The following is a 25,679-nucleotide window of genomic DNA, read 5'->3' as shown; positions in this document are numbered from 1 at the left end:
TGCTCGTTTATTTTAATGAGTCACGCGTGATAACGGATCCAATTGGGTAGCTTCCACGCGTACCGGCCTGCGAACCACATCCTTGCTCTGCCGCAAGGTACCAACCACATAACCAGTTGTTGTCACTGCCAGACCAGCAATAATTGCTCCTGCCCGCAATATTCCGGACAGATCCCAACGCAGCAGCGTATCAGTGCAGCCATTCAGCACCCCTAGAGGCAACGTCTTTAATGTATAGGCCCGCTCAGAGGCCAGACTATCCTTTGAACCAACAACGTGCGCAATAGTCGCCTTAGAAAGCCCTTCCGAATAACAACGTGAGCAGAAATACGACCATTTTCCCCGTTTGGCAGGAATATGATGATGAATTCTGGCATGAGGATCATACAAAAAATGGCGCTGTGGCCAGTGCTGTTTCGCTCGAATGCATAGCTCTGTCTCTTCTCCTCCCATCGGACGAGCCCCCACGCGCCCAATGCCATCCGTAAACCCGCCTACTGTTTCAAATACTTCGCGTCTTATGCAGGTACATCCTCCATATGGATTGCGCACAGCAACGGGGAACCTGGGTGGCTTCTCATAGGTACAACCTACAACCCAGTAGAACTCCTTAGGAAACCATGCCGGGCGCTGCTCCAGCCAGAGTGGCTCTACAACGCCTCCTGCTCCCAACACCTGGGGATCTTCACAACACCGCTGTAAACGCTCTAACCAATCGGGCTCAGCGGTGGCATCGTCATCCAGAAAGGCGATTAACGCGCCATGTGAGACCGCAATGCCACTATTACGAGCACCAGATAAGCCTTTCCGCTCACTATTTTCAATCACGATAATCTCATGCGGAAGCTGAGATTGTGCGCAAGCAAGTAACTCTACGTTATGGTCAATGACCAGAATAATTTCACATGGTGGCACCGTCTGTTGCTGAACCGACCGAATAGCGGCAACTGTTTCTGTCCACCGCTCCTGCGTATAGGCGCAGATAATTACAGAAACCTCGAGTGTTCTATCTACCATCTTATGGCCTCCCTCCATGAAAAAACATGTGCGCGAGAGAAACAGTACTCCGACGAGCACACTGCCACAACGGTGTTCGTGTGCGAAGATACAACTTTTGCATGGCCATAGCCGCCGACAGATTACGATCAACAAGCAAGGCTGCAAATACATCGCTGTGGGATTGAGAATCAACTTTAAATCGTTCTAATGCAAAAAGATCGCTCTCCAATGTGCTCATTTTATGCTTCACTGCACAGGCCGATGTATATCCAGCCTCCTGTACTATCTGACGCGTTTCTGCCGTTTGATATCCAAATGGATATGCAAAGCTGACAACCTCTTTTCTCAGTTGTTGCTCAAGAATCTGCTTACTCTGAACTATCTCCTCCCGAGCACGTGCAGGAGAGATGACATCTAATTGTGGATGAGTATGAGTATGAGCTCCACACTCAATTCCCCAGGCACTCATTTCAATCAGTTGATCCCAGGTAACCATAAGACGATTGGCCTCTCCTTCGCTCCGGAGCCAGCGGCTCGTCCCATTCACATAAGCAGTCGTTACATACAGCGTTGCCACAAAAGCATATTTCTGTAAAATGGGAAAAGCATGGGTGTAAAAGTCTGCAAACCCATCGTCAAACGTAAGTACGACTGGCTTTGCGGGGAGCATCGATCCTCCTTGAGCCCGAGCCTGGATCATCTGAGTCACCGTCATTGGCGTATAATTCTGTTGCTTCAAGTACTCGAGCTGCTCTGTAAAAAGAGCAGGAGCGACAGCAAATGATTGAAATTTTTTACTCGCATGCTCTGAAATACTATGGTACATAAGAATAGGAATTTTTTTACTACTAATCATTACCATCCTCAAAAAGCGTGAGATACTCCCCGAACTTACTTCTCTCCAGTCCTGCAACTATACATTCATGAGCGAAGATAATGGATTTTTTCGTCGCAGCGTGGTTTTATCAAACGGGCGTTTCTTCGGTGCATTATTTCTACTCTGCGTCAAAAGACCAACACAATAGCCAGCGGTGGTTACCACCAGGCCCACCACAATGACCCCGGCACGTGCAAAACCCGTCAGATCTCGATGGAAGAGGGCATCTTTGATCCCCCTTATCACCCCTGCTGGCAAAATACGCGACATATATAAACGCTCTACCGCCAGACTATCTTTCACTCCCACAAAACGGGTCACCTGCGCCTTTGAAAGGCCCTCTGAATAACAGCGCGAGCAAAAATAAGCCCAGGTCGCTCGCTTCTTTGTAACACGATGAAATACAACAGCAGCAGGAAGATAAAGAAAACGCCCTTCAGGCCAATGTTGCTTGGCTCGAATACATAACTCGGTCTCTTCACAGCCAATGGGGCGAGAACCAATCCGACCAATATCACTACGGAAACTCCCCACAAAATCAAATATATCTCGCCGTAGAGACATATTTGCACCAATGGGATTACGAATGACCGTATCGGTCTGCGGCATTCCACGGTAGGTACAGCCTACAACCCAATAAAACTCTTCTGGGAACCACACTGGCTTATCTTCAGCCCATAGTGGGATAATAGTACCACCTGTTCCTAAGACATCCGCTTCGGTATAGCGCTGGCTCACCATCTTCAGCCAATCCGGGGTAGCCAGAGCATCATCATCCAGAAAGGCGATAACATTCCCCTGGGCTGCGGCAATACCACAATTACGCGCACCAGATAACCCACGCATCTCTGTATTCTCAATAACTGATACCCCTATCACATGCTCTTGCGCCCGCTTCAGCAACTGCTCATTATGGTCAATAACTACAATGATCTCTTTGGGTTGGAACGTCTGCTGCTTCACAGACGCGACTGCTTCAATGAGATTACTCCATCGTTCCTCTGAATGCGCACAAATGACTACGGAAATATCGCTTACCATATTACTTGCCCTACCCACTTCACTGAAAAGAGACAAAGTCAAAAGTGATTCCTTGTTGAATCAGCCATGTCACAGCAAAAATGCTCCTCTCACAGTCTTAATCTGGAGGCAATAGCGATGAGGACTTCAAATGGTATGTCGGGGATTTGGAAGAGAATAGTCCTTTTCTTCTCTCCTTCACGATCGTCTGCAAGACGCGCCAACCATCGCGAAAGGTGTTTAAATTACTTTCACCATGGATTCGAGGGTGCTCAAAACTAGGAATTTCGATGACTTTTAATTTGGCCTGGTACATTCGCAAATTCAACAGGGTCTCAACCTCGAAACCATCGCAGTCTACCTCTACCTGGTCAAGGCAACGCCGCCAAAAGGCATTATAACCATAACATAGGTCACTATAATTCGTCCAGAATAAGAGGTTTACACACTGACTTAAGGCGTAATTCCCTACACGGCGCAGGGCGGTAATGTCATAACTCCCTCCCCCATTCAGGAACCGTGAACCCTTCGCAAAATCATAGCCTTTCAGAAGCGCATCAACAAATAAAGGAATCTCTTGAGGATCGGCAGAACCATCCGCGTCAAGCATGACGATAATATCGCCCGTACACGCCGCAAATCCAGCCCGCAATGCATCCCCTTTCCCTTTTCCGCTCTGCTTGAGAATACGAATTGAAGGGAGCAGACGCTGGGCGACTGCTATGGTCTCATCTTGCGAATGCCCATCAACAAGAATAACTTCACTTACAATCGAGGGTATATAGGGTAAGACATGATAAAGATTCTGTGCCTCGTTACGTGCGGGAATGACAACACTGACCTGTGGATAACGCTGCCCTTCCACCACACTAACACGGCTACTCAAGTTCCACTTCTTCTCTTCCACAACAGTCTACCTTAAATTTATGAATTTGCACAAACACACTACACGTAAAAAAGAGACAGCTTCTATCTACCAATACATCATACATTCGCGCTCCCCTCCCCAACTTCTCTAAACACTCTCTCCTCCAGGGTCCTCTGAAAGAACTGGCCCATCTTCTGTTTGCCCTGCATCGCAAGGATTCGACTAGAGAAATAAGGCGATGCAGGTGCTCTACCGTGAGAATGCCAGAATTTGATCTTGCTCTGAGCTTTTACTCTTTGGAAGCGCACCCATAAAATACAAAATATTGTTTTAATTGTAAATACTCATTTTTGAGTAAAGGCCAGTACGTACTGGTCTGGCTTCGCTCCTCCTCCCAGCGTCATCGACGAGGCCAAGCAGCGATTTCAAGCTCGATTTTTATGAGATCATCCTCACTACTAACGCTTATCAGGATTCTCAACTCTGTCTCTGTATGGGTAGAATTATGAAAGAAACATCCTCTTCACAAAAATTTAATTCACTTTCCTTCTTCACATTCTTTTTACAGATTTTTTACAAGGGTGTTGTGATGTCGCTCATACTAGGTTATAATATCTTCACTATAATGAAGTAGCAAGATCCTCATCTCAGTTCTGATGAGCCGTTTCATTGAATGCTGTCACTTCACCTATAGAGGGCGGATAGGCTTAAGGATGAACAGTAAAGTTACCTATCGCCAGCAGTTTACACGCTGCGGAAAACAACGCTGTCGCAAATGCCAGGAAGGGTCGGGGCATGGGCCTTACTGGTATGCGTATTGGAGCGAAAAAGGGCGAACCGTTAGTAAATATATTGGAGCTCATCTTCCCCCAGAGATTGCTATCGAACGGCTTCAGAGCCCCGTTGATGAAGAGAAAGCCGCTGGTCCGCTCCAACCACAGCCTTCCCTTCCTCTCTTGCGCATCTATCTCCTTGGCCAGTTTCGGATCGAGCGTCTACAAGATGGAGATTGGCGCACTATCGATAGCCGTACCTGGCATCGACGACGCGCACGCGCTCTTTTAGGCTGCCTCCTCAGCAATTCTGGCCGACGACTGGGCCGCGAACAGGTTATGGAGCTTCTCTGGCCTGATCTCGATATCGATCTGGCCTCAAACCGCCTGAATGGGGCGGTCCATGAGTTACGCCAGATTCTTGAACCTGATATCGCTCGCCCCGCCGCTTCTCGCCTCCTCCGACTCGAACGCGATATTTTAGAACTCGCGAATAGCTCGCAGATCTGGGTCGATGCAGAGGAGTTTGAGAATCTTCTCAAAGAGGCCGATACTTCTAATGACTCAAAACAAATGACCACTCTCCTGGAAAAGGCGGGGAATCTCTATCGCGGCAATTATCTGCTAGAGGAGCTCTATTCTGAATGGGCTGCTCCACGCCGCGATGCTTTACAACGGGCATGGGTCGGACTGCTTCTCAAACTGGCAAATCTCTATATCGAGCAGGAAGCTTTCGCCAGCGCTCTGGAGACACTGGACCGTCTACGCACTGCTGATCCTACAAATGAGACGGCTTTACAACGGTTGATGATTCTTCTGACACAATTAGATCGTCGAGGCGAGGCTCTTCAAGTGTATCGACAACATGCTCAGATGCTCCAACGCGAATACGAAGGAGAGCCATTGCCTGAAACGGTTGAGCTGTATGAAACGCTCTGTAAAGGTCGGCTCCCGGAACATCTTCATGGCATTGCTCTGTTTCCTGCCAAAAAAGGTCCTTCAACTCCTCTTTCACAACCATCATTACAATCTACCGATCAACGACCGGGTACGCTAACGTTTGAACGCCCACTGTTCCAACCTGGTCGCCATAATCAAAGCCCTCTTATCGGGCGCGAACGAGAATTAGAGAGCTTTCGCCAGATTTTGCTCGCTCTGGATGGCTCTTCTTCCAGTGCTCAGTCCTCTCTCTCTCTGCAACGCGACAAAACTCTCCCTCCCATTCAGAGCTCTTCTTATTCACGGCCACTCCATACCCATTTTATTCTTTTAAAAGGTGATGCAGGGATCGGCAAAACACGTCTGGCTGAAGAGTTTAGTCTTGAGGCCTATGTCCGTGGGTGGACTGTGGCCTGGAGCCGCTCGTATGAGCAAGAAGGCACTATCCCTTATCGACCCTGGACTGAGCTGCTACGTACGCTGCTTCCTTCCCCAACGTTCTTTTCCGAACTTATCCAAATGGCCATGTTACCCGGACAGGTGAATTCCGATACCTCCTCTCCTCTTCGCTTAGATCGATTGATCGCTCTTCTTCCAGAACTCGCCCATTATATCCATACGCTTACGCCTTCTCTTAACCGATCACATACACCTCTGCCTCATGAACAGGAACGGTTACACCTCTGGGAGGCCGCTTTAGGGCTGCTTGGACTACTTGGCAAGATCCATCCACTTCTTCTGGTCCTCGATGATCTCCATTGGGCCGATGAGAGTAGTATGGAGCTCCTGACGTATCTGATTCATCATCTGCGCGGTCGCCGCGTTCTCCTGGTCGGCACTTGCCGTGAAGGCGAGCTCCCTCCCCATCATAAATTACGCACGCTGATTGCCGATCTCCAGCGCGAACAGGTGATCTCGGTGCTCTCTGTCCCTCCATTGACAAACGCTCAGATTGGCTCGCTCGTCTCGTATATGCCTAAAAGTATTGTGCAAAGCATCCAGACACAGGCGTCAGGAAATCCTTTTTTTGCTGAAGAGCTCGCTCGCTACGTGACTGCTCTCTATGGTGATGAATCATCTCTGGAGCCCGCTGAATCGCTTGAGTCGACGCAAAAACTTCGCTCGCCTCTTTCTGGAACGCTCAAAAAGGCTGAAACGGAGCTGGCCGAGCCCCATCATTCCCTCCCAGAAGCCATTGCCTCTGTGCTCGAACGCCGCTTAAGCCGCCTGAGCACTGGCTGCCAGCTTCTACTTGGAAAGGCGGCTGTATTGGGTGGATCGTTTGCGTTGAACCAGCTTCTTCCAATGGCAACGGAGCACGATGAAGATACTATTCTTGATCTATTAGAAGAGGCTCTCCACGCTGGTCTGCTTACCGAAGAAGGAAATGGTCTGGCTATTACGTACCACTTCTGGCATCCACTGATTATTGGCCATCTCTATGGTCGCCTCTCAGCTGCTCGCCGCGCACAGCTCCACCGCAGAGCGGCTGAAACAATCAAGGCTGCATCGCTCAATCAACCTGAAAAAGCTGCGGATGCCATTGTTTATCACCTGACACGGGGTGGTGGTGATCCTATCGAGGTCGCGTATTATGCTGAATTGACCGGCAATCAGGCCTACTCTCTGGCTGCCTATTCAGAGGCACTTCAATATTTTCTGCAGGCTATCAATGCCCTCGCTGACAATGAGCTTATCAGCGATTCTACCGATGTCCATGCTCAGATTCAGCGTATTACGACACAGGAGTTGGCTCATTTCCCCCTTGCCGATCCCGTTCGCGTAAGCCGCCTTCTCGAACATGTCGCCGCTTGTAGTACGGTCCTGGGTAATTATACGGAAGCTCGAACCCTTCTGGAGAGCATTCTTGATCTGCGCAGCAATGAACGCTTTCAACGTCAGGCCTATCCTGCTACATTCTCAGAAGCGGAAAAACAGCAGCAAGAGGCTCAGATCCAGGCGCTTCTCTGGCGCGATATCAGTAATATCTGGGCACAGATAGGCGAGTACAAACGGGCTTATGAGTGTAATCGACGTGGCATAGATGTCATGTCATTAGCAGGTGTGACCAGCGGGGCCGCCTGGGCCTGTCTCCATCTCCAACATGGGGCTATTCTCCGCTTCGAAGGAAGCTATCACGAAGCCCGCCGCTATTTGCAGGAAGCGCTCACTATGCTTGAACAGGTTATGCAACAGAAGTCTCTTGCAGAGGAGTCATCTCAGGTTGGGGCAAAAAGATCGTTACCACAAAACACTTCTCAATTAGATCAGGCTCATCCCTCTCCGATTAATCTACCAACACGCACCGAACGAGCTCTCCATGGCGATCCCTGGGAGATTGGCTATGCCCATGAACGTCTAGGGATCGTTGCCGCCAGCCAGGGGCAGATGAACGATGGGCTCTCGCACCTCCATATTGCGCTGGCTATCTATGAACAGAGCGAACGTGTCTCAGAAATGGCTCGTCTCTGTAGTAATCTGGGAGCAACCTATATCACGAAAGGGGAATATAAAGCCGCCCGTAGCTATATGCAACGCTCTTTAGCTCTGGCTGAACGCGCTGGCGATCTTCCCAATATGGCACTGGTGACGCTCAATCTTGGCGATGTTGCTCAACGGACGGGCGATCTTCTTGAGTCTGAACGCTGGATTAAACAGAGTATCTCTCTCTCTGAGCAGATTAATGATCGAGAAGGGGTAAGTTGGAGTTACTCGATACTTGCGATAGTGCAACAAGATCTCGGACAGGCTCAGGAGGCTGTGCAAAGTATTCTACAGGCCATTCATATCGGACGCGCTATCCAGAGTCCACGCTGCATACGACTGGCACAGGTAAAATTAGCTGAGCTGCGCCTGTCTCAAGCTCTCTCGCTTCAGCTCTCCTCTTCCTCACTCAGGCACTCCAGCACGACGACCAGGCGCTATAAACGTTTGCTCCTGCGTGCACAATCAACCCTACAACGTGCAATCAGGCCTGAAGGGAGCGAGACTGAGAATATTATTGATGGACGTGCACTGCTTGCTAAAGCCGCCTATCAGCTAGGACAGTTGGAGAGCGCTTTTGCGATTGCACAGCAGACACTTCTCGAGACACAAGAGTATGAAATGACCCGCACAAGTGCTCAACTCTACCACCTTCTTGGCCTGATTCATCTTAAACAGGTCCATTATGATGAGTCAACACATTATTTTCAGCAGGCGCTTCACATCTGTGTTGAGCGAGATCTAAAACTTGATTATGCTCGCGTTCTCCATAGCTATGGCTTGTTAGTTCTGCAAAGGCCCGTCTCTCCAGCCAGACCGACTGTGCCGAATCGACATTCTTCGCAGCCACTCACGTATGATAATCATAAAGAAGGGGTAAGTATACTCAAGGAGGCGCAGGATATCTTTAGTACCTGTCAGGCTACTCTGGATTTGAGGCTGATTGAAAATGACCTCAAATCGCTCTGATACTTCCACAACAGGATTAAGCTCCCGATAGTCCTAGTTTAGCCCAACCGACTAATTGCAGGTTCGTCTGGCTCGCTGGATGAAAAAGGGCTTGAACCTGTCTCGTCGCAAGATCAATAAACCAGACCGTATGGCTCCCATCCGCATACCCGGCTTCTATCACCAGGGACTCGCCACCAGGTGCAAGGGCTATACTGCTATCACAGATCGCATGCCCGGCTGCACCTGTTGACAGATCACAAAGCGTTCTAATTCCAGGTAAAAGTGTGCTGAGCGTTACTACTTCGCTGGATTGAGAGGGTGAGCTTACCTTAAAAAGGTGGAAGCTATTATCATGTCCCTGTCGCACGACCATCAAGGCATAATCTGACGCATAACCGATCGGGAATCCATCAGGAAAGAAAAATTGTGGATTCTCAATCGTTGAGCCATCGCTAGCGGTCTGATAGATGTCCCAAAATCCATTTTCAGTGACTTGATAATAGAGCGTATCGCCCGCAGGATTCAGCCAGAAGGTCCGGGATGCGGCTCTGGCAACGACCTTCTTCTCTTCGCCACTTGCAATCTCAACCCGATAAAATGCGTCATCGTTTGGACGCGTAAAGTAGAGGAAACCATTTCGATAAAATGACAACTTATCGGCTTTTAGACTATACACAAAGATCTTTTTCTCGTTGGTCGCAAGCTGATACTCAATCAATCCCTGGGCTGTATCAACAAAGAGCATCTGGTCATTTGTCGCCCAAACAGCATTACTTCCTTGACCATTGATGCGATAGGTCTTGCCACTCAAGAGACGGTATTCTGTCTGGGTCCCGTCAAAATGTTGCGTGACGATATCCTGACCAGTATGAGCAATACCATCCACGGCAGTCTGTAGCACACAACATGTTGAGAACAACGATGTCTGCTTCTTACTCGCTACATCATAGCTCTCAATCTGTATTCCCTTGCTCTGGTTATCGTAATGCTGCATAATAACCGAAGACCATGTAGAAGTTCTGGTCAGGGTTTCTGTTGTAGGAGTGGCTCCCCCCACTCCATGCAACCCGGAGTGCGTAGCTGTGGATGCTGCGGTGTTGGTATTATGCAGAAATGCTAATTGACGCGTAAAGATGCCAATTGTGGTCAGGATAAGGATTGCAGCAACCAGAAAAGAGAATTGCCAGCGGCGATCAGGGCGCTTTAGATGCGAGGCAGGCGCAACAGGCGTATTCTCTATGAAAGACGCTTGTTTCTGATACGTTTCAGGCAAAGGCGTCGAACGCGTCTCTTCTCTGAGAGCGGCGAGAATCTGATTGGTCGTTGACGGCACAATAGATGCGCCATCATCCATCCAGCGGCTCAATAAGATCCTCTGCTGCCGTTGGCGCATCTGCGAAGCCTCGTGAACCGCGACAGTACATATTGCGCAGCCCTTCATATGTCGGACCAATCGCTTCTGCTGGCGCTGATCTGCGCGGCTCAAGCCCTCTAAAGAAAGACTGTCAATCTCTTCTCCATCCAATACATCGATCATTTGCACACATTGTGCCGTCCAGGGACAGAATGACTGCATGGCTGGGAGCTCAGGGGGTATATTGTTCATCTTCTTCCTTCCTGATCAAGACTGACATAGATACGTTGGAAGGCCTGGCGAGCCCGCGACAGCCTGCTGCGAATAGCCGATAACGATTCTTGATGAATCTCTGCAATTTCCGTATACGAGAAGCCTTCAGCATCTAATAATAAGCAGGAGACCGATGCTTCGGGCAATTGTTCCAGCACCAACCGTAACAGATCACGTTGAGCTATACGCTCCTCAAACTCCTCTGTACCTATGAGCGTCTCTTCAGTAGATTCATCCGCCCCCAGATACGATGCGGTAAAAGGAACCAGCATCACGTGTTTTCGTTTCCGCCATTCGCTACGTACGAGATTAAGGGCAATGCGATAGAGCCAGGACGAAAAACGAAGCTCGATTCCATTCATCCTTGGTAAAGCTCGATACGCAGCCAGAAAGGTCTCTTGACAAAGGTCCTGCGTCAATTGAGGATCTTGCGTCATACCATAGAGAAGGCGCCTGATGCGTGGCTCATAATATATCATCAATGACTCAAATGCGGGTACTGAACCCTGACACGCATCAATCACGAGCTGCGTCTCATTTTCTACTGCATTCATCTAGACCTGGATTCTTTTTTGGTAGAGCTGAGATCTCTCTTATCATAGAAATGGAATTGCGATGAAGTTTGTCTCGTTAAAAAGGAGAAATAATATACTCTCATCTTATGATTATGACGAAATTAATTGAAAATGACAATGAACCAGGTCACAAATGAGAAACATCTCCTGCTACACTACGTGCTTCTCCTCATTTTACCCACTTAATGGGTATTCGAAACATTCTTTGAAACCATTGCGAATCAATGATATTGTTTGATTATCTTTGCGGTCTTTGCCAGAGTATCGTGGTGCCACGTTCCAGCAACACGCAATCCTTGGGACGAGCGTTCGCAGGCTCCCCCTTCTTACGGGAAAAGGCGAGATATCCCGTCGAATAAATCGAGTTGATCTGTTTGATCCATGTTCCTTTGACTCGGACGACATCCCCTTTGCGAAAGCCCTCCAGTTCCGTGTTGAGTTGATAGCGCACCCGCCCTTGCCCCTTGCGCGGCAAATCGTGGTACTGCCGTCGTGTTTGACGAGGGCGGAACCCAATGCGATAAAATCGCTCTCGTTGCCAGGGAACCAGTTCTCCGGTGTCGTAGGTCGCGATGCACAGGGCGTCACTGTCGTGTTCCTTCGGCAATTCCTGCTGCTTTCTCCAGGTGGCCGTTTGATACCCAAAGAGCGTTGAGAGCGGAAGCGCGCTTCCAAGTGTGGTATACAGATACGTTTTGCCTTGCATGGACCGTTGCGCGATGTGATCAAGATGGCCGCTCACACCTGAAACTTCGAGCGTGATTTTCCCCGCATGCACCCCATGATGACACGACTCGCACAGGGTCAACAGATTGCTCAGTGTGTCTTTTCCCCCATGCTGACGATACTGCACATGATGGGCTTCCAGACGCACCTCCCGTTTGCCGCAGTGTTGGCACTGGTAGCAATCTCGCAGCAAGCACGCGATGCGCAGGTTCTCATCCAGGCGTTTGGGATCTTGATAGCGACTGCCTTGTACCGTCGGATCATTGAGCCGGGCAATATCCACCTGGACATCCTCAATGACGATCCGAGTGATGGGCAAGGGCAGCCGTCGTACCACCCGGATCACCTCTTCCACGTTGGTCTTGATGGAAGGCGGCAGCCTGCCACTGCGCTTGCTGGATGCCCGGTTCAATATTCGACAGGGACGATACCAGCGGCGGTTCCGGCGACTGCGCCGATGCGCACGTCGTGCGTCGAGCTTTTCTTTGACATCCTTGCGATGCAGGATCTCTCCTGACAGCAGGATTTCTCCTCGGCCCACACAGGCAAAGCCCGTCGTTGAACTGCCCTTATCAATGCCAACCACCACGTCCTGGACCTGCTCTTCGCAGTCCCAGCGCAGTTGAATGGTAAAGGGCGCACGGTGCTTCACTTTGGCTCGACCATCCCGCAACAGCTTGCGTGCCTTTGATGGCTTGCAAGGCATCAAGGGGTGTCCATTTTGATTGATGACATACACCAACTGGGTCATGCTGTAAGCGCTCCTTTCGGAGTAAATGCTCCTCGCGGCGTTCAAGAGGGTTGTCACGTGCAGCACACGTCTGCTTTCGCTTCTCCTTAATGCAGCACCACAGAGCCTGGAGCTGGAACAAACACCCCAGGGTGTGATACACCTCTCGAACTCCTGTTCCACCGAAGTGAAGCCCGCTGGTAGCTCCATAACCGAACAAATCAAGGATTCGCTAGATTTTAGGAACTATCGTTTTTCTTCAAGAGAGAGGTTGCCAACGGTCAGGCACTGAAAACTCTTTTCGAGCCAGGAGAGCCTGAGAAACAAACAAAAGACACCCGACGATAGGGTGTCTTTTGCATTCTCTGCGAAACAAACATCCTTAGTGCGCAAAAATAAATTGCAGACCAAGGGCGAATGCAACGGAAAGGATTAGAGAGAGCAGCATATACAAACGATAACGAGCCAGAGACATACGTGGGTCAAGCGCGACCGCTTTGGCTCCACTGGTTTGACGAGAGCGTTGTTGTTGTTGCATTGCCCTTCCCCCATAGTGTATTGAGTAGGAGAGTGACCTACCTTTGCCGACAGTTAATCACAACATATTGCTTACCATATATACGCGTAGCTCAGAGAGTTAGTTGTACATAGAGAAAAGTGTACAAGATATATGCGTAAAAAGCTATAAAAATAGCCACAAAATTCCGCTCTTTTGGCTCACAAGAACACTTTTCTTTCGTTTTCCGAATCGGCAGCATCCCGACTAGAGAGGAGGCTCAATCACTTCGTTGTCGATAGGACGGCGCTGCTTTACCAGTTCATCCGCAGAGGGGAGGGGACGTGGCGCATGCAACGGCTTTAGTTCGCTAGAGGTATAGGTCCATTCATAGTTTATTTCTAGCAGACGCCGTACCTTCACAAACTCTTTTTCGACACAAACACGAAAAACCTGCTCACAGAGGGCAATTGCTTCAGCCGCAGATGCACGAGCCACGGCTGTAAAAGAGCCCAACATATCGTGTCGCCGCGCATTACGAAAGAGCACATGTACTTTTTCCAGGACTTCCGCAAATTCTGCCTGCACCAGTTCATTCCACTCTTTAGTCTCGGTCAATCCCATCGCCTTCGTGAGAAAGGTGGCACAGACTTTAATCACGCTATTATAATCTGCATTTCGATTATCTAATAACGCTTGCAGGATACGGATCTCATCGGCACAATCGAGAGCCACAACTGAAAAAATGCTCGCTTCTCCCCCCATCTCATGAATCTCATGCGCAAGTTCACGAAAATGCCTCTCTACTTCATCAGAATATGGCAAGAGATATACAGAGTTTTGCAGCGCATAAGCTCCTAAATTCTGCACACGACGCCAGACCCACACACGCTTCTGCGAGGGTTCACTGGGAACTTTATAGGTTAACTGTAACCAACGCATAGTACCACGCTCATGCATAGATGCTCCCCCCAAACTCAAAAAGTAACGGCTGTTACGCTGCGTGAGTATCGTACTCCAAAGCTCGAAACAAAGTCAAGCCAGCCTGACCGCCCTCTTTCGCTCTCTTTTCAGGCCCTTTTGCACAGACTCTTCCATTGTATTCTAAACGTTCTTTCGTTGTCTTTTGATGGACAATTTTGCCTGCACAATGGTTCTCAGATGGATAAATCATCTATAGTAAAAGGACCATCGATGGAGCATGCATAACTTGTCTATAGAACTTTGGCATTCGTATTTATAAGTTCCTACATTTTGCCATTGAAAACGAAAGGAACCTGTTCTACAATGAGATAATTCTACGGAAGATAATTCTACGGAGATAATTTTAGGATTGGTCCTTTATAGTAGCGTCAGTATAGTTCTTAGGTATTGAGGAGGATACTCCGCATGAGTGGCAATCTTTTCGAGGATACCGATTCGATTCTCTCAGAAGAGCGCATTTTTCCACCAACCAGTGAGATGGTGGCACAGGCCAATATCACCGCTTATATGGAGTCAAAGGGGTTCTCTGACTATGATTCTTTCTACAAATGGTCACTGGAGAACCGTTTTGAGTTCTGGGATGATATGGCAAAGAAGCTCCACTGGTTCGAGCCGTGGACCAATACGTTTGAATGGACAAATAAACCATTCTTCAAGTGGTTTACTGGTGGCAAACTCAACATTGTTTATAACTGCCTGGATCGTCACATTCAGACTCCAACGCGCCATAAGGTCGCTTTCCACTGGGAAGGCGATGATGGACAGACACGTTCCCTCACCTATGAGCAGCTCTATATCTTGACGAATCGCTTTGCCAGGGGCCTGCAGCAATTAGGGGTTAAGAAAGGTGATCGCGTCGCTATCTATATGCCAGCCATTCTCGAGCAGATTGTGGCGGTGCTGGCGGTCGCTCGTCTGGGTGCAGTCCATACGGTGGTCTTTGGTGGTTTCGCAGCGAACTCCTTACGCGATCGCATTATCGATGCCGAAGCGAAGGTGGTGATTACTGCTGATGGCAATTATCGCGGCGGCAAGCTCATTCAGTTGAAAAAAATCACTGACGAGGCGGTTCTTGAGACCCCAACCATCGAAAAAGTGCTGGTTGTGAAGCATCTCGGCCTCGATATTTCATTACAAGAGGGTCGCGACGTCTACTGGCATGATCTGGCTGCCGATATCCCCGAGGATACGTTTGTTCCCTGTGAGCCCATGGATAGCGAGGATCTTCTCTTTATCCTCTATACAAGTGGAAGTACAGGGAAACCCAAGGGTGTGGTCCATGTTCATGGCGGCTATGCCGTTGGGGCTGCCACGACGACAAACTTTGTCTTTGATCTAAAAGATGAGGATATCTACTGGTGTACGGCTGATGTGGGCTGGGTTACAGGCCATAGCTATATCATTTATGGTCCATTAATGAATGGCGCGACAAGCGTTCTCTTCGAGGGCGTGCCATCTTATCCCAATCCCGATCGCTGGTGGAGCGTCATTGAGAAATTTAAGGTCACGGTACTGTATACCTCACCGACTGGAATCCGCGGTCTGATGCGCTTTGGCGAGGAATGGCCTGCAAAACATGATCTCTCCAGTCTCCGCTTGCTCGGATCGGTCGGCGAACCTATCAATCCAGAGGCCTGGATCTGGTATCGTCACAATATTGGACGCGATGAGCTTCCTATTATGGATACCTGGTGGCAGACTGAGACGGGCTCGATTCTCATTAGCCCGACGATTATTCAGCCGCTTAAACCTGGGAGCGCGACCCGTCCTCTGCCTACCATTGAGGCTGATGTGGTCGATAAAAATGGCCAATCCGTTGGCCTTGGCAAAGGTGGTTTCTTGATTGTTCGCCACCCCTGGCCCAGCCAGATGCGCACGATCTATGGTGATCCCGCTCGCTATATTACCTATTGGGAGACGCTGCCCGATGTCTACTTTGCAGGCGATGCGGCAACAATCGATCAGGAAGGCTTTATACGCGTGCAGGGTCGCGTTGACGATGTGATTAAGGTGAGCGGCCATCGCCTGGGTTCAATGGAGATTGAGTCCAGTCTGGTTAGCCATCCAGCCGTAGCTGAAGTGGCTGCTATCGGCAAACCCGATCCTGTGAAGGGTGAACATGTGAAGGTCTTTGTCATCCTGAAAAATGGCTTTGAACCTTCTCCCGAACTTGAAAAAGAGCTCAAACTTCATGTTCGCACTTCGGTTGGTGCCCTGGCTGTTCCTGATGAACTGGAGTTTACGCCCAGTCTGCCAAAGACACGCTCCGGCAAGATTATGCGCCGAGTCATCCGCGCCAAAGAGTTGGGTGAACCAATTGGCGATACCAGTACCCTTGACGGCTAATATCTCAGCATAGACTTCGTCTGAGCAATCCGCTAGATGATTGCCCAGACGAATTTCTTTCTGATCCAGTTCAGCTCTGCTTATCTACTAAAGATGCGGTTGTGACCAGCGACACCTGATAGGGCTGCAATGTGACAAGATAGCCATTGATCGCGACATGCTGGATCTGCCCAAGTCGATTGACGAGCATCGTGGCTGTAGCTGAGGCCAGCACACTGATAGTGTGTGTGGAGACTGTGGCTGGATAGATCTGAGTCCCGGGCGCAAAATAGGTTTTAAAGGCCAGGGCTGTTCCAAAATAAGGCGTGGCCTGACCCCCACCCGATCTTCGTGTATCTGTCCACATTCCTTCCGGCGTACTCAGCCCCTGCATGTCTCCCTGCGGGTCCCAGAGGAAGAGCACGTTGACACCACTCTGTAGTGTATAGATTTCGTTGGATGCAGTCAGTGCGTTATAGTATGCAAGGGATTGTACTGTTGAGGAAGGATCGCCAGCATACCATTCAGCCCACCAGATCGGTAATGTTGCTCCACCAGAGCCTTGTTGGCGAATCCAGTTCGCTACGTCAATAAATTTTTGCCCTGCATCAAACTCATTGGATCGCCATACTTTATCTCTATTGGCGCTACTGCCATCAATGGCAATAAAATCTGCGCCGTGTTTATGCTCTAACCAGTACCGGATCACATCTAATGGTCGTTGATCAAGCGTTCCCCATGCATAATCTGGGCCAGGGTTACTCATCTGGCTCCGATTCCCATCACTATCCATGACCACATATGGCCCTCCTACCTGAGCATCTGGCCGCACGCTTTTAATCACATCATAGACAGCATTGTAGAGTGTGGTATATCGCTCATAATCCCAACGATTCTCATTAGCCAGGGCAGGATCTGATCCTGGCGATCCTGCATACATACCTTTCAATTCATTCCAGACCTGGAAATAATGAATGTCCGCATAACGCAAGACGACCTGCTTGACGAGCGCGACAAAATCCTGCAGATGGGAAGGATCAGGCGCTACTTCTAGATTTGACCAATCATTCTGATATCCTGCGGGTCTCATCCAACCTGGAGCACAACATAAAGTCAGAACTTTTGTCCCCTGAGTCTGCTGCATGAGTTGGACACGTTCATCCAGACTCCCCCAATTATATTTTCCTGGCGAGGGCTCCGGGTCGTCTGCTCCCCATCCCATGATGTGCTGATTCTGAATAGGAGCTGCACGTTGAATAAGCTGACGCGCCCTGGAGACCGCTGTACTATCGTTCCCGTTGTCCGCACTATACTGAGTATGGGTAATCCCGACGGTCAGGTCGCTCTGCAAGGATGGTGCAGCCGTGGAAATGGTAACGGTCGCGTCAATAGCTGGCAGAGAGGGCCCGACAGTCGCAGTCCCGTTCGATACGGCAGTAGCAGCAACTGAGGGGGGAATTTTTATGAGAGGCCGTTCTGGTAGAAGAATCCCTTCATTGGGCAATCCTCTTTCTGGTAACGACAGCCCCGAAGAGCCCTGCCAGGGAATTGGCTCAGAACTTATAAAACATCCTCCGCAGAGGAGAATGAGTCCACTATATATCAGCCATCGACACCAAGTGGGAAGGTTTCTGCCCACCATGCTTTTTCTGTTCCCTTCTTTGTGTTCCGTTTCTGTGTGTCTATTCTGTTCGCTCTACTCCAACCTTTTCTCACGTTCCCCGTCAAATAATAGCATATTTCTCTCTACTCATCTACAAACAGAAGATTATGTAGGAGCATTCTATGTAGCGGTATTATTCTTTCTCACAGGTTCATCATCCATTTCGACAAAGAGCCAGTGCTTGACCATCGTCACAAGCTACGTTATAGTAGTTGGCGATTCTATCTGGTTGAAGAGAGGGACTGATGTCAGTAACTAATGAGGCACATCATATGGCTGAAGCAACACCAAAGGATCTCTATGAGTATCTTACAGAGATCATTCATCAAGCGGTCGTGACCTATCTTGCACAAGAAGAGATAGCGTTTGACGTCGCTCAATTACCCATTGATCTACGCATCTCTGCACAAGCCAGCTTTGGGGATTATTCAATTCCCGTGATGGCCTGGTCCGGCAAGCTCAAACGCCCACCTTTAAAAATTGCCGAAAGCCTCCAGGCCATTCTCAGCAGTTTTCAACTGCCAACGATTCAAGAAATTACCGCCACAAAACCCGGCTTCTTGAATATCCGTCTGAACCGCGCTGGCCTCGGAAAACGTATTGTAGAACGGATTCTAGAGTCGGGACCAGACTTTGGACAAAACACCATTGGTATTGGTACCAAGGTGATTGTAGAACATACCAATATTAATAGTAACAAAGCGGCCCACGTCGGCCACTTGCGCAATTCGTGCCTGGGGGATACCATTGTCCGCATGCTTCGTGCACAGGGCTATCAGGTAGAGACCAACAATTATATCGACGACTCTGGCGTCCAGGTTGCCGATGTGGTGGCAGGCTTTACATTGCTCCAACAAGGCTTGCTCCAACTCCCTGACGGCAATGAGCAGCTTCCTGGCGAATCATTCGACTATTTCTGTTCACGTGTCTATGTAGGAGTCGCAAAACTAAAAGAAGAGAAAACGTCCGAAGCAGGACAGCTGGCTCAGACATTGAGTAACGAGGTGCTCCATGCCATCGAACACGGTGATGAATCAGCATCAGGTCCAGATTACGCTCTGCTGGCCTCGGATCTCTCACATCAGATTGTGCAGGCACACCTGAAGACGATGTCACGCCTTAATATCTTCTATGATCTTCTGCCCTGGGAGTCGGCTATGCTTCATGCTGGCCTCTGGAAAAAAACCTTTGAGCTGCTCAAAAGCCGGGGACTCCTTGAGCAACCAGAGAGTGGCCCCGCTGCTGGCTGTTGGATTCTCCCGTTTGGCGATGGGGAATCACAGACAAAAGACGGGGATCGAACCAGCGATAAGATCCTTGTCAAAAGTAATGGGGTGACAACCTATACGGCTAAAGATATCGCGTATCAGCTCTGGAAATTTGGTCTTTCCGATGATCTAGACGTCCAGCTCCAGTTTGTACCATGGGGCATTCAGCACGATGGACGCAAACTCTGGACCATGCGTACTCCGAAAGTCTCCGATACCGTGACAGAAGAGGCCCCCTCAAGTCGCTTTGGACATGCGAAACGCGTTATTAATGTGATCGATGTGCGCCAGTCCTATCTCCAACAGGTCGTCTATGAAAGCCTGCGCCGACTGGGCCATACTGAACAGGCCGATAACTCAAAGCATCTGTCCTATGAAGTTGTGACGCTCTCCGCTGCTACGGCAGCCCGTCTGGGGGTTGATACCTCCGATGGTCGAGAATACTATGCGATGTCTGGTCGCAAAGGGATTGAGATTAAAGCGGATGATCTGATCGATGCCGCCATTGAACGTATGCGCGAGGTTCGTCAACAGGATAACAAAGCTGCTCTCTCCGACGAATCGACCGCTGCGCTGGCTGCTTCTGCGATCCGCTACTTTATGATCCGTTTTAATCTCCAGCAGATTATTACATTGGATATGGACGAAGTTCTGCGCCCCAATGGTGATACAGGCGTCTATCTCCAGTATGCCTACGCACGCGCCAACAGTATTCTGCGCCGTCTCCAGGAAGCAGGCTATGAGGTCTCATCCAGATTGGATCAGTTGCCTACCGAACTGGAACAGAGTGAATGGGAGCTGCTACGCCATCTCGACGTCTATCCACGTCGCCTGGCCGAAGCAACTGAGCAGCTATCTCCTGCCTCGCTGGCAACCTATATCTACGATCTGGCTGCCCATTTCAGCGATTTCTATGAACACACAACGCCTATTCTCAAAGAGACAAATGAGCAGGTGAAGTCGTTCCGCGCGGCACTTGTTCAAGCTACCGCTCAAACGATGAACAATGCACTGCGCGTCCTCGGTTTTGAGCCACTCGAACGCATCTAGCACAGTACAACACGAGGCAAAAGCAGTAAGAAAGAGTTGAAAAGAAGAATTTTCAACTCTTTCTTACTGCTTTTATTCATATATAATTCCAAATGCATACTTTTCTATTTAATAGTACATTACACTATATCTGTGTATTCCATCTAAAGGTCTGGCTGATTGGTGAAATATACTTTTTTGAGCTGTGCCAGTCATGCCACAAATGGCAGGATGGTCTCTTATGAGGGTAAGTGTCGAAGTGGGAAGGAATAAAGTTATGCATTCAGAGTTTCTAAAGTTAAGGGCAGGACTGCTGCTGCTCGTGGTTTATGGTTTATTGGCCGGGCTATTACCAACTGCAACGGCTGCTTCTGAAGATGTGCCGTCAACAATTACGGTCTCAGGAACACAATGGGGACAGAGTACCTGTTATATTGGAGCGGTCGAGGGTTCAAGCCGCTTTACTATTGCTGATCTTAAGGATCTTGGTATCAATACTTTCCATATGTATGGAGGGATGACCCGCTGGGAGCCACAGGATGATAGTCCCGTGTATGGCTCTCCATCAATTAATCAGATTAAGGCCAATCCTAATGTGATTAATTGGGCTTATTGGGATAACATCATGACCAATCCACCTGCAGGTAGCGATTACTGGTGGACGGGGAACGGGCCACTATGGCAGGGAAATGCGCGTACAATCTTTCGCGAATTAAAGGCCGCTGGCATTCGCCCTGTGGTAACGCTTCGCAATCATAATACGGTCACTAATCCCGCATGGGCCCCCAATCCACCAACAACACAGGCCGATTGGAATGTCTGGTGGGAACATGTCTTTGCAACCGTCTACTGGCTCAATGTTCGTAATGACTACAATGTGAATGACTTTGAAATTCACAATGAACCCAATCTTCCAGATCACGGTTGGGGAGGAACGTTCCAACAGTATATTGCTTTTGCCCGTGCAACTCATGATGCCATTGACTATGTGTATAAAACATATCTCCCAGGCCGTACGTATCACCTGTTTGCCCCCTCAGCCAATACCAGTAGTAGCTGGACTGCCGCGCTACTCCAGCAAGCTCCAGATGCGTTCGATAATCTATCCATCCATGACTATGCTCAGAATAACTTTATTCACGTGGTCGAACAAGCGCATCAGGCTCAAAATCAACTGGGAAAGACGAACTATCCGCTCTGGGTCACCGAGTGGGGAAGCTACTCTATTACCGATAAATATAGCTCTATCAGCATGGGCATCAAGATGATACAGAACCTCATCCAGGGCTCACAGCCAGGAAACGATTACGTGTATGGAAGCCAGATCTTCGCTCTCTACGATTATGCCACACGCCCCCTCGGCTTGATTGCGTCAGATGGAACACGTCGAGTTGATTACTATGCCTTACGCATGGCAATCCGGGCACTCCAGGGCTGTCGCCCAACATTTCAAAGTATGACCACTAATCCTAATCTCCTGGCACTCACAACCCGCGATGCTCAAGGGCATCTCTATCTCCTCGTTACCAATCAGGACACAACACAAACTGCCAATGTCAGTGCTGATCTCTCGGCATTGACATCCGGTGGAAATGGCACCATCTGGCAGTTTGATTATTATCACTCTGATCAACAGACCAGCACATTCTCCTTTACTGGCGGTCATTTAGCCTTTTCGGTACCAGCAAATGGAGCCTTGTTGCTCAAAATTGCCTGAACTCGATTGGCAACAGAGAGATCATACCCGGCCCGCTCATCTTCACAGGAAACCAATGAGTGCAAAAATCTGATCAGTTGCACCGCCTATCCTGATTCTATGTTCGGCTATTTACATAAAAAATAACGGGATAATTTGCCGCAAAGCGATCAGGGCAGTCCACACAAGGAGAGAAAACACAACAATAAAGACGAGAACGGCCTTCCTTCGCAGTATCAAACATTGGAAGAGCAAGATCCCTTCTTTCTGCATATCTACAATCCCTTTGAGTAAATCTGTTGTGTAGACAAGGAAGAGAAAACCAGCACCCTGAAGGGCGAAGAACAGATAGAACCTTGCGGCACTTTGCCGAAAAGAGAGAAGATTAAACCAGCATGCTCCTACCGCAAGGCCGACGAGAAGAAAGTAATTGGCATAAACATCCAGTGAAAATGGAGCATGCTGGCCCTTCTGGACCCCTTTTGGTGTGATCATATAGGGCTTTTGAACACGCACTACTACCTGAACAAATGCACTTAACACAACTGGCCATCTTGCTATATGCAAGACGATCCCTCGCCAACTTAAATGAAGCTGCCTGGGAAAATGCCAGGGATAACTCCAGATCCAGAGCGCTGTCGCAATACCCCCTAGTGGAAGACTATGCAAGAGGAATTGCCAATAACTCATTCTGGTGATAACTTGATTCGTTAACAAGGAGATGATTGGCAGGGCAAACAGAATCAACATTGACAGGGACCAGAAGGTGTACCACGTCTGTACAAACAGAAATTGCACGCCCTGGCGCCAGCTATACTTCCGCAAACATTTAGGCGTGTAATGAAAGAGGACTTGAATCATTGAGAACGCCCAGGCAAACTGTTGTGCAAGGTATGTCTCAAAATTCTCAGGACCATCCCCAACCGCTATTACCTCTGGTAGATAGACCCCTTCATATCCCTGCGCTGCCAGAAGAACGGTATCTAGATGATCTTCCGCGCGTGTTGGCTGAAAACCACCTATCTGGCGAATAGCCTGCATATCATAGGTACAGTGGCTTCCAATAATAAAGGGGGTCCGACTAAACCCATAAAAACCCATCTGCAATGGCCCCTGCAAGACAAACTCTTGCTCAGCAGACCCTCTTGCAGTCCAATGATCAAAATTGCCATAGATACTGGGAGCTTGAACCCACTTCACATGAGGGTCAAGAAAAAAGCCAAGAACTTTGTCTAGATACTCACGACAAGGAATATGATCGATATCGAGCTGGGTAAAGTGACTATAGTGTTCTCCATATTCATCTAACCAGCTATTCACGTTTCCCGCTTTTGTTTTCGCTTTAAATGGCGGATGAGGAAGATTCCACTGCCTCACTTGCTCCTCGCCCCAGCGCTCAACCTGATGCCGCGAAAAATACTGGACTCCATATGCATGTGCCAGTGACTCAATCTCTGGCGAGTGCTCTTTATCTACTAAGATCCAACTATCATGCGGATAGTGAATCGAGGCCATCGCTTTCAATTGCCGCTTTACAATATCAAGACTTTCCGCTCCTGGAACAGTTAAGGTAATCACTGCAACCCTCTTTACTACGCCAGCATTATATGCCTGTTGAGCGGCTATTGGCTCTGGGCGGCGCATATATCCAAGAAAGAAGGTAAAGAAGGAAGGCATAAGAGTACTTGTGTAAAAAAAAGCGCACGACATCAGTATATACAGGCAAATATTCCCGCTGGTACCAAAATGAAACCACCAGAACCAGAAATTGAGATTAACGATGATCCACAACACTACCAGACAGAGATAGACTCCTTTTTGTTTGATAGTCATCACACTCAACTGCTTCACCCTGGAAGCAACGATGGTTCGCCCCTCAATGACCGGAGCAGGGACAACCTGCTCCGCCTGTTGAGCACAAGCGGGAACATTTACGGGAACCTTGTCCAACAGAGAGGCAGAATCAATCTGTGAAAATCCTGTATCTTTTGATCTTTTCCTGGGGAGGCTTCTCTTCTGTGATAAAATAGATAGATAGGGGCTTCTTGCAATCTTCTTCACACCACACCAACACTTTCCAATCTAGCACAGCACGCATCTGAATAATTATTTTATGGTAAAGCAAGAAATTGTACTTATCTTGCTGCTACATTACTAATATAGCACAAATAATGAATAGACATCTATTCATTATAAAAGATTGAAAAACAAAAATGGGGAAGAAATGCAGTGAAAATTCATGGCTATAGATGGCTACAACTATGCCTATGCCTCTTCCTCCTGTCTGCATGTGACTTTTCGAAGGTCTCAGATGCTCAGGCCCATGTGACGGTGGACGCTCGGCAATGGGGAAAAAGCACATGCATGATTGGGGCCGTTGAAGGGAGTAGCGGGTTCAAGCTTGCCGATCTACAAGATCTTGGTATTAACACCTATCGCATCTATGGGGGAATGTCTCGCTGGATGATCTTTGATCAGCACAGCTCCATCCCATCTATTGAACAAGTTCAGACCAATCCTGCTGTGATTGATTGGTCGAAATGGGATGCTGTGATGAGCTCTCCTCCCGAGGGAAGTGACTACTGGTGGGTCCCTGGCACGCATCGCTGGCAGGGCAATGCGCGAACGCTCTTCGGAAGTTTACAATCCGCTCGTATCCTCCCAGTTCTGGTCTTACGCAACCGGGATGATAATAATAATCCCTCATGGACGCCAGATCCACCCCAGACTGAGGCTGATTGGAAGCTCTGGTGGGACTATACCTTCTCACTCGTGTACTGGTTGAATGTACGAAATTCTTATAATGTCAATGATTTTGAGATTCACAACGAACCTGATAATCCTGCGCAAGGCTGGCATGGCACACACTCTGACTACCTGACCTTTGCCTGGTATACGGCCAATGCCATTGATTATGTGTATAAAACCTTTTTGCCTGGCCGCTCTTACCATCTCTATGGGCCAGTAACCGCATCTGGGAGCCAATGGCCCAGAGATCTTGCCACGCCCTCTCCTTTTGATCAGGTCGATATCCACGACTATACTATCTCTAGCAATCAGTATATTCGTCAAGTGCACCAATGGATGAACCTGAGCAGGTATGCAACGACTCCCCTCTGGCTGACGGAATGGGGAAGCTATACGACGCCTACGCCCTATTCGACCGTTCCCTTTGGCATTCTGCTTCTGAACAGACTTATCAGTGGCTCTCAACCTGGCGATGACTATATCTATGGAAGCCATCTCTTCTCTCTCTATGATTTCAATACACAGCCACTTGGCCTGATCGATTATATGGGAAAAAGGCGAGCCGACTATTATGCTTTACGGATGGGCATTCGGGCCTTACAGGGCTGCCGCCCAACGTATCAGAGTCATACTGATCGTCCCGATCTCCATGCGATAACGACAAAAGATACGCAGGGCCATATCTTTGTCCTGCTCACTAATCAGAGCCCCTCCCAATCCTATTCCGTCACGATTGATCTCTCTCAGCTCTGCACTCAGGCTCCAGGAACCCTCTGGCAATTTTCAGCTCATGCCCTGGATACTATTATCGGCCATCCTAAACTGCAAAATGGAATTGTTCATCTTCAGCTTCCAGCCCAATCCGCTTCACTGCTCAGAGTTGTATGATCATCAAAAGATC

The 25,679-nt window shown here is 48.9% G+C and carries 16 protein-coding genes; 5 read left to right on the top strand and 11 right to left on the bottom strand.

The genetic code is table 11. From position 1 onward, the window contains the following. Positions 1 to 12 precede the first annotated feature (12 nt). From EL628_RS12405 to EL628_RS12390, 4 genes are all read right to left on the bottom strand, one after another. Positions 13 to 1,017: a glycosyltransferase gene (locus EL628_RS12405; RefSeq protein ID WP_126580255.1), complete on the bottom strand. Its 1,005-nt coding sequence runs from the start codon at positions 1,015 to 1,017 to the stop codon at positions 13 to 15. Position 1,018: 1 nt separating this feature from the next. Beyond that, a complete protein-coding gene (locus EL628_RS12400; RefSeq protein ID WP_161975461.1) occupies positions 1,019 to 1,855 on the bottom strand; it encodes a polysaccharide deacetylase family protein in 837 nt (278 codons plus the stop codon). A 57-nt stretch (positions 1,856 to 1,912) separates the two neighbouring features. Beyond that, the gene (locus EL628_RS12395) at positions 1,913 to 2,917 is read right to left on the bottom strand and encodes a glycosyltransferase family 2 protein (protein WP_126580253.1); all 1,005 of its coding nucleotides are present in this window, start codon (positions 2,915 to 2,917) and stop codon (positions 1,913 to 1,915) included. 97 nt (positions 2,918 to 3,014) lie between these two features. Then, positions 3,015 to 3,782, bottom strand: a complete 768-nt coding sequence (locus EL628_RS12390) for a glycosyltransferase family 2 protein (RefSeq protein WP_245994073.1) — start codon at positions 3,780 to 3,782, stop codon at positions 3,015 to 3,017. A 695-nt stretch (positions 3,783 to 4,477) separates the two neighbouring features. On the opposite strand from EL628_RS12390, the gene EL628_RS12385 reads away from it, so the two are divergent. Continuing rightward, positions 4,478 to 8,929, top strand: coding sequence for a DUF6788 family protein (locus tag EL628_RS12385; protein WP_161975460.1), 4,452 nt, complete (start codon positions 4,478 to 4,480; stop codon positions 8,927 to 8,929). Between the two features lie 16 nt (positions 8,930 to 8,945). Here EL628_RS12385 and EL628_RS12380 read toward each other — a convergent pair whose 3' ends face one another. The 5 genes from EL628_RS12380 to EL628_RS12365 form a co-directional block, all read right to left on the bottom strand. Further along, positions 8,946 to 10,517: a DUF5050 domain-containing protein gene (locus EL628_RS12380; RefSeq protein WP_126580251.1), complete on the bottom strand. Its 1,572-nt coding sequence runs from the start codon at positions 10,515 to 10,517 to the stop codon at positions 8,946 to 8,948. Continuing rightward, positions 10,514 to 11,092, bottom strand: coding sequence for an RNA polymerase sigma factor (locus EL628_RS12375; protein ID WP_126580250.1), 579 nt, complete (start codon positions 11,090 to 11,092; stop codon positions 10,514 to 10,516). Before EL628_RS12375 ends, EL628_RS12380 begins: the two co-directional genes overlap by 4 nt. 259 nt (positions 11,093 to 11,351) lie before the next feature. Next, on the bottom strand, positions 11,352 to 12,590 hold the full coding sequence (iscB, locus tag EL628_RS12370; protein ID WP_161975459.1) for an RNA-guided endonuclease IscB: 1,239 nt from the start codon (positions 12,588 to 12,590) through the stop codon (positions 11,352 to 11,354). Between the two features lie 361 nt (positions 12,591 to 12,951). Then, entirely contained in the window at positions 12,952 to 13,107 is a 156-nt protein-coding gene (locus EL628_RS29825; RefSeq protein WP_161975458.1) for a hypothetical protein, read from the bottom strand. 225 nt (positions 13,108 to 13,332) lie between these two features. Further along, positions 13,333 to 14,025 carry a Chromate resistance protein ChrB gene (locus EL628_RS12365; protein ID WP_126580248.1) on the bottom strand — a complete coding sequence of 231 codons (693 nt, stop codon included), beginning with the start codon at positions 14,023 to 14,025 and terminating at the stop codon, positions 13,333 to 13,335. 429 nt (positions 14,026 to 14,454) lie between these two features. Between EL628_RS12365 and acs the strand changes: the two genes are divergently transcribed. Beyond that, complete coding sequence (acs, locus tag EL628_RS12360; protein WP_126580247.1) at positions 14,455 to 16,395, top strand: acetate--CoA ligase; 1,941 nt, start codon at positions 14,455 to 14,457, stop codon at positions 16,393 to 16,395. Between the two features lie 70 nt (positions 16,396 to 16,465). Here acs and EL628_RS12355 read toward each other — a convergent pair whose 3' ends face one another. Further along, on the bottom strand, positions 16,466 to 18,016 hold the full coding sequence (locus EL628_RS12355; protein ID WP_126580246.1) for a xylan 1,4-beta-xylosidase: 1,551 nt from the start codon (positions 18,014 to 18,016) through the stop codon (positions 16,466 to 16,468). A 266-nt stretch (positions 18,017 to 18,282) separates the two neighbouring features. On the opposite strand from EL628_RS12355, the gene EL628_RS12350 reads away from it, so the two are divergent. Together EL628_RS12350 and EL628_RS12345 are read left to right on the top strand one after the other, a co-directional pair. Continuing rightward, a complete protein-coding gene (locus EL628_RS12350; protein ID WP_126580245.1) occupies positions 18,283 to 20,355 on the top strand; it encodes an arginine--tRNA ligase in 2,073 nt (690 codons plus the stop codon). Positions 20,356 to 20,611: 256 nt separating this feature from the next. Beyond that, on the top strand, positions 20,612 to 22,051 hold the full coding sequence (locus EL628_RS12345; protein WP_126580244.1) for a glycoside hydrolase family protein: 1,440 nt from the start codon (positions 20,612 to 20,614) through the stop codon (positions 22,049 to 22,051). Positions 22,052 to 22,162: 111 nt separating this feature from the next. On the opposite strand, the gene EL628_RS12340 is transcribed toward EL628_RS12345, so the two are convergent. Next, a complete protein-coding gene (locus EL628_RS12340; RefSeq protein WP_218028905.1) occupies positions 22,163 to 23,980 on the bottom strand; it encodes a glycosyltransferase family 2 protein in 1,818 nt (605 codons plus the stop codon). Positions 23,981 to 24,394: 414 nt separating this feature from the next. On the opposite strand from EL628_RS12340, the gene EL628_RS12335 reads away from it, so the two are divergent. Beyond that, positions 24,395 to 25,666: a hypothetical protein gene (locus tag EL628_RS12335; protein ID WP_126580243.1), complete on the top strand. Its 1,272-nt coding sequence runs from the start codon at positions 24,395 to 24,397 to the stop codon at positions 25,664 to 25,666. Positions 25,667 to 25,679 lie beyond the last annotated feature (13 nt).

Origin of the sequence: Tengunoibacter tsumagoiensis, assembly GCF_003967535.1 — a bacterium.
GTDB lineage: Bacteria > Chloroflexota > Ktedonobacteria > Ktedonobacterales > Ktedonobacteraceae > Tengunoibacter > Tengunoibacter tsumagoiensis.
This window is presented reverse-complemented; position numbering and strand designations above follow the sequence as displayed.

Coding starts and splice junctions, on each gene's coding strand:
- EL628_RS12405 (WP_126580255.1), bottom strand. CDS start 1,017: ATGGTAGATAGAACACTCGAGGTTTCTGTAATTATCTGCGCCTATACG.
- EL628_RS12400 (WP_161975461.1), bottom strand. CDS start 1,855: ATGATTAGTAGTAAAAAAATTCCTATTCTTATGTACCATAGTATTTCA.
- EL628_RS12395 (WP_126580253.1), bottom strand. CDS start 2,917: ATGGTAAGCGATATTTCCGTAGTCATTTGTGCGCATTCAGAGGAACGA.
- EL628_RS12385 (WP_161975460.1), top strand. CDS start 4,478: ATGAACAGTAAAGTTACCTATCGCCAGCAGTTTACACGCTGCGGAAAA.
- EL628_RS12380 (WP_126580251.1), bottom strand. CDS start 10,517: ATGAACAATATACCCCCTGAGCTCCCAGCCATGCAGTCATTCTGTCCC.
- EL628_RS12375 (WP_126580250.1), bottom strand. CDS start 11,092: ATGAATGCAGTAGAAAATGAGACGCAGCTCGTGATTGATGCGTGTCAG.
- iscB (WP_161975459.1), bottom strand. CDS start 12,590: ATGACCCAGTTGGTGTATGTCATCAATCAAAATGGACACCCCTTGATG.
- EL628_RS29825 (WP_161975458.1), bottom strand. CDS start 13,107: ATGCAACAACAACAACGCTCTCGTCAAACCAGTGGAGCCAAAGCGGTC.
- EL628_RS12365 (WP_126580248.1), bottom strand. CDS start 14,025: ATGCATGAGCGTGGTACTATGCGTTGGTTACAGTTAACCTATAAAGTT.
- acs (WP_126580247.1), top strand. CDS start 14,455: ATGAGTGGCAATCTTTTCGAGGATACCGATTCGATTCTCTCAGAAGAG.
- EL628_RS12355 (WP_126580246.1), bottom strand. CDS start 18,016: ATGGTGGGCAGAAACCTTCCCACTTGGTGTCGATGGCTGATATATAGT.
- EL628_RS12350 (WP_126580245.1), top strand. CDS start 18,283: ATGTCAGTAACTAATGAGGCACATCATATGGCTGAAGCAACACCAAAG.
- EL628_RS12345 (WP_126580244.1), top strand. CDS start 20,612: ATGCATTCAGAGTTTCTAAAGTTAAGGGCAGGACTGCTGCTGCTCGTG.
- EL628_RS12335 (WP_126580243.1), top strand. CDS start 24,395: ATGATTGGGGCCGTTGAAGGGAGTAGCGGGTTCAAGCTTGCCGATCTA.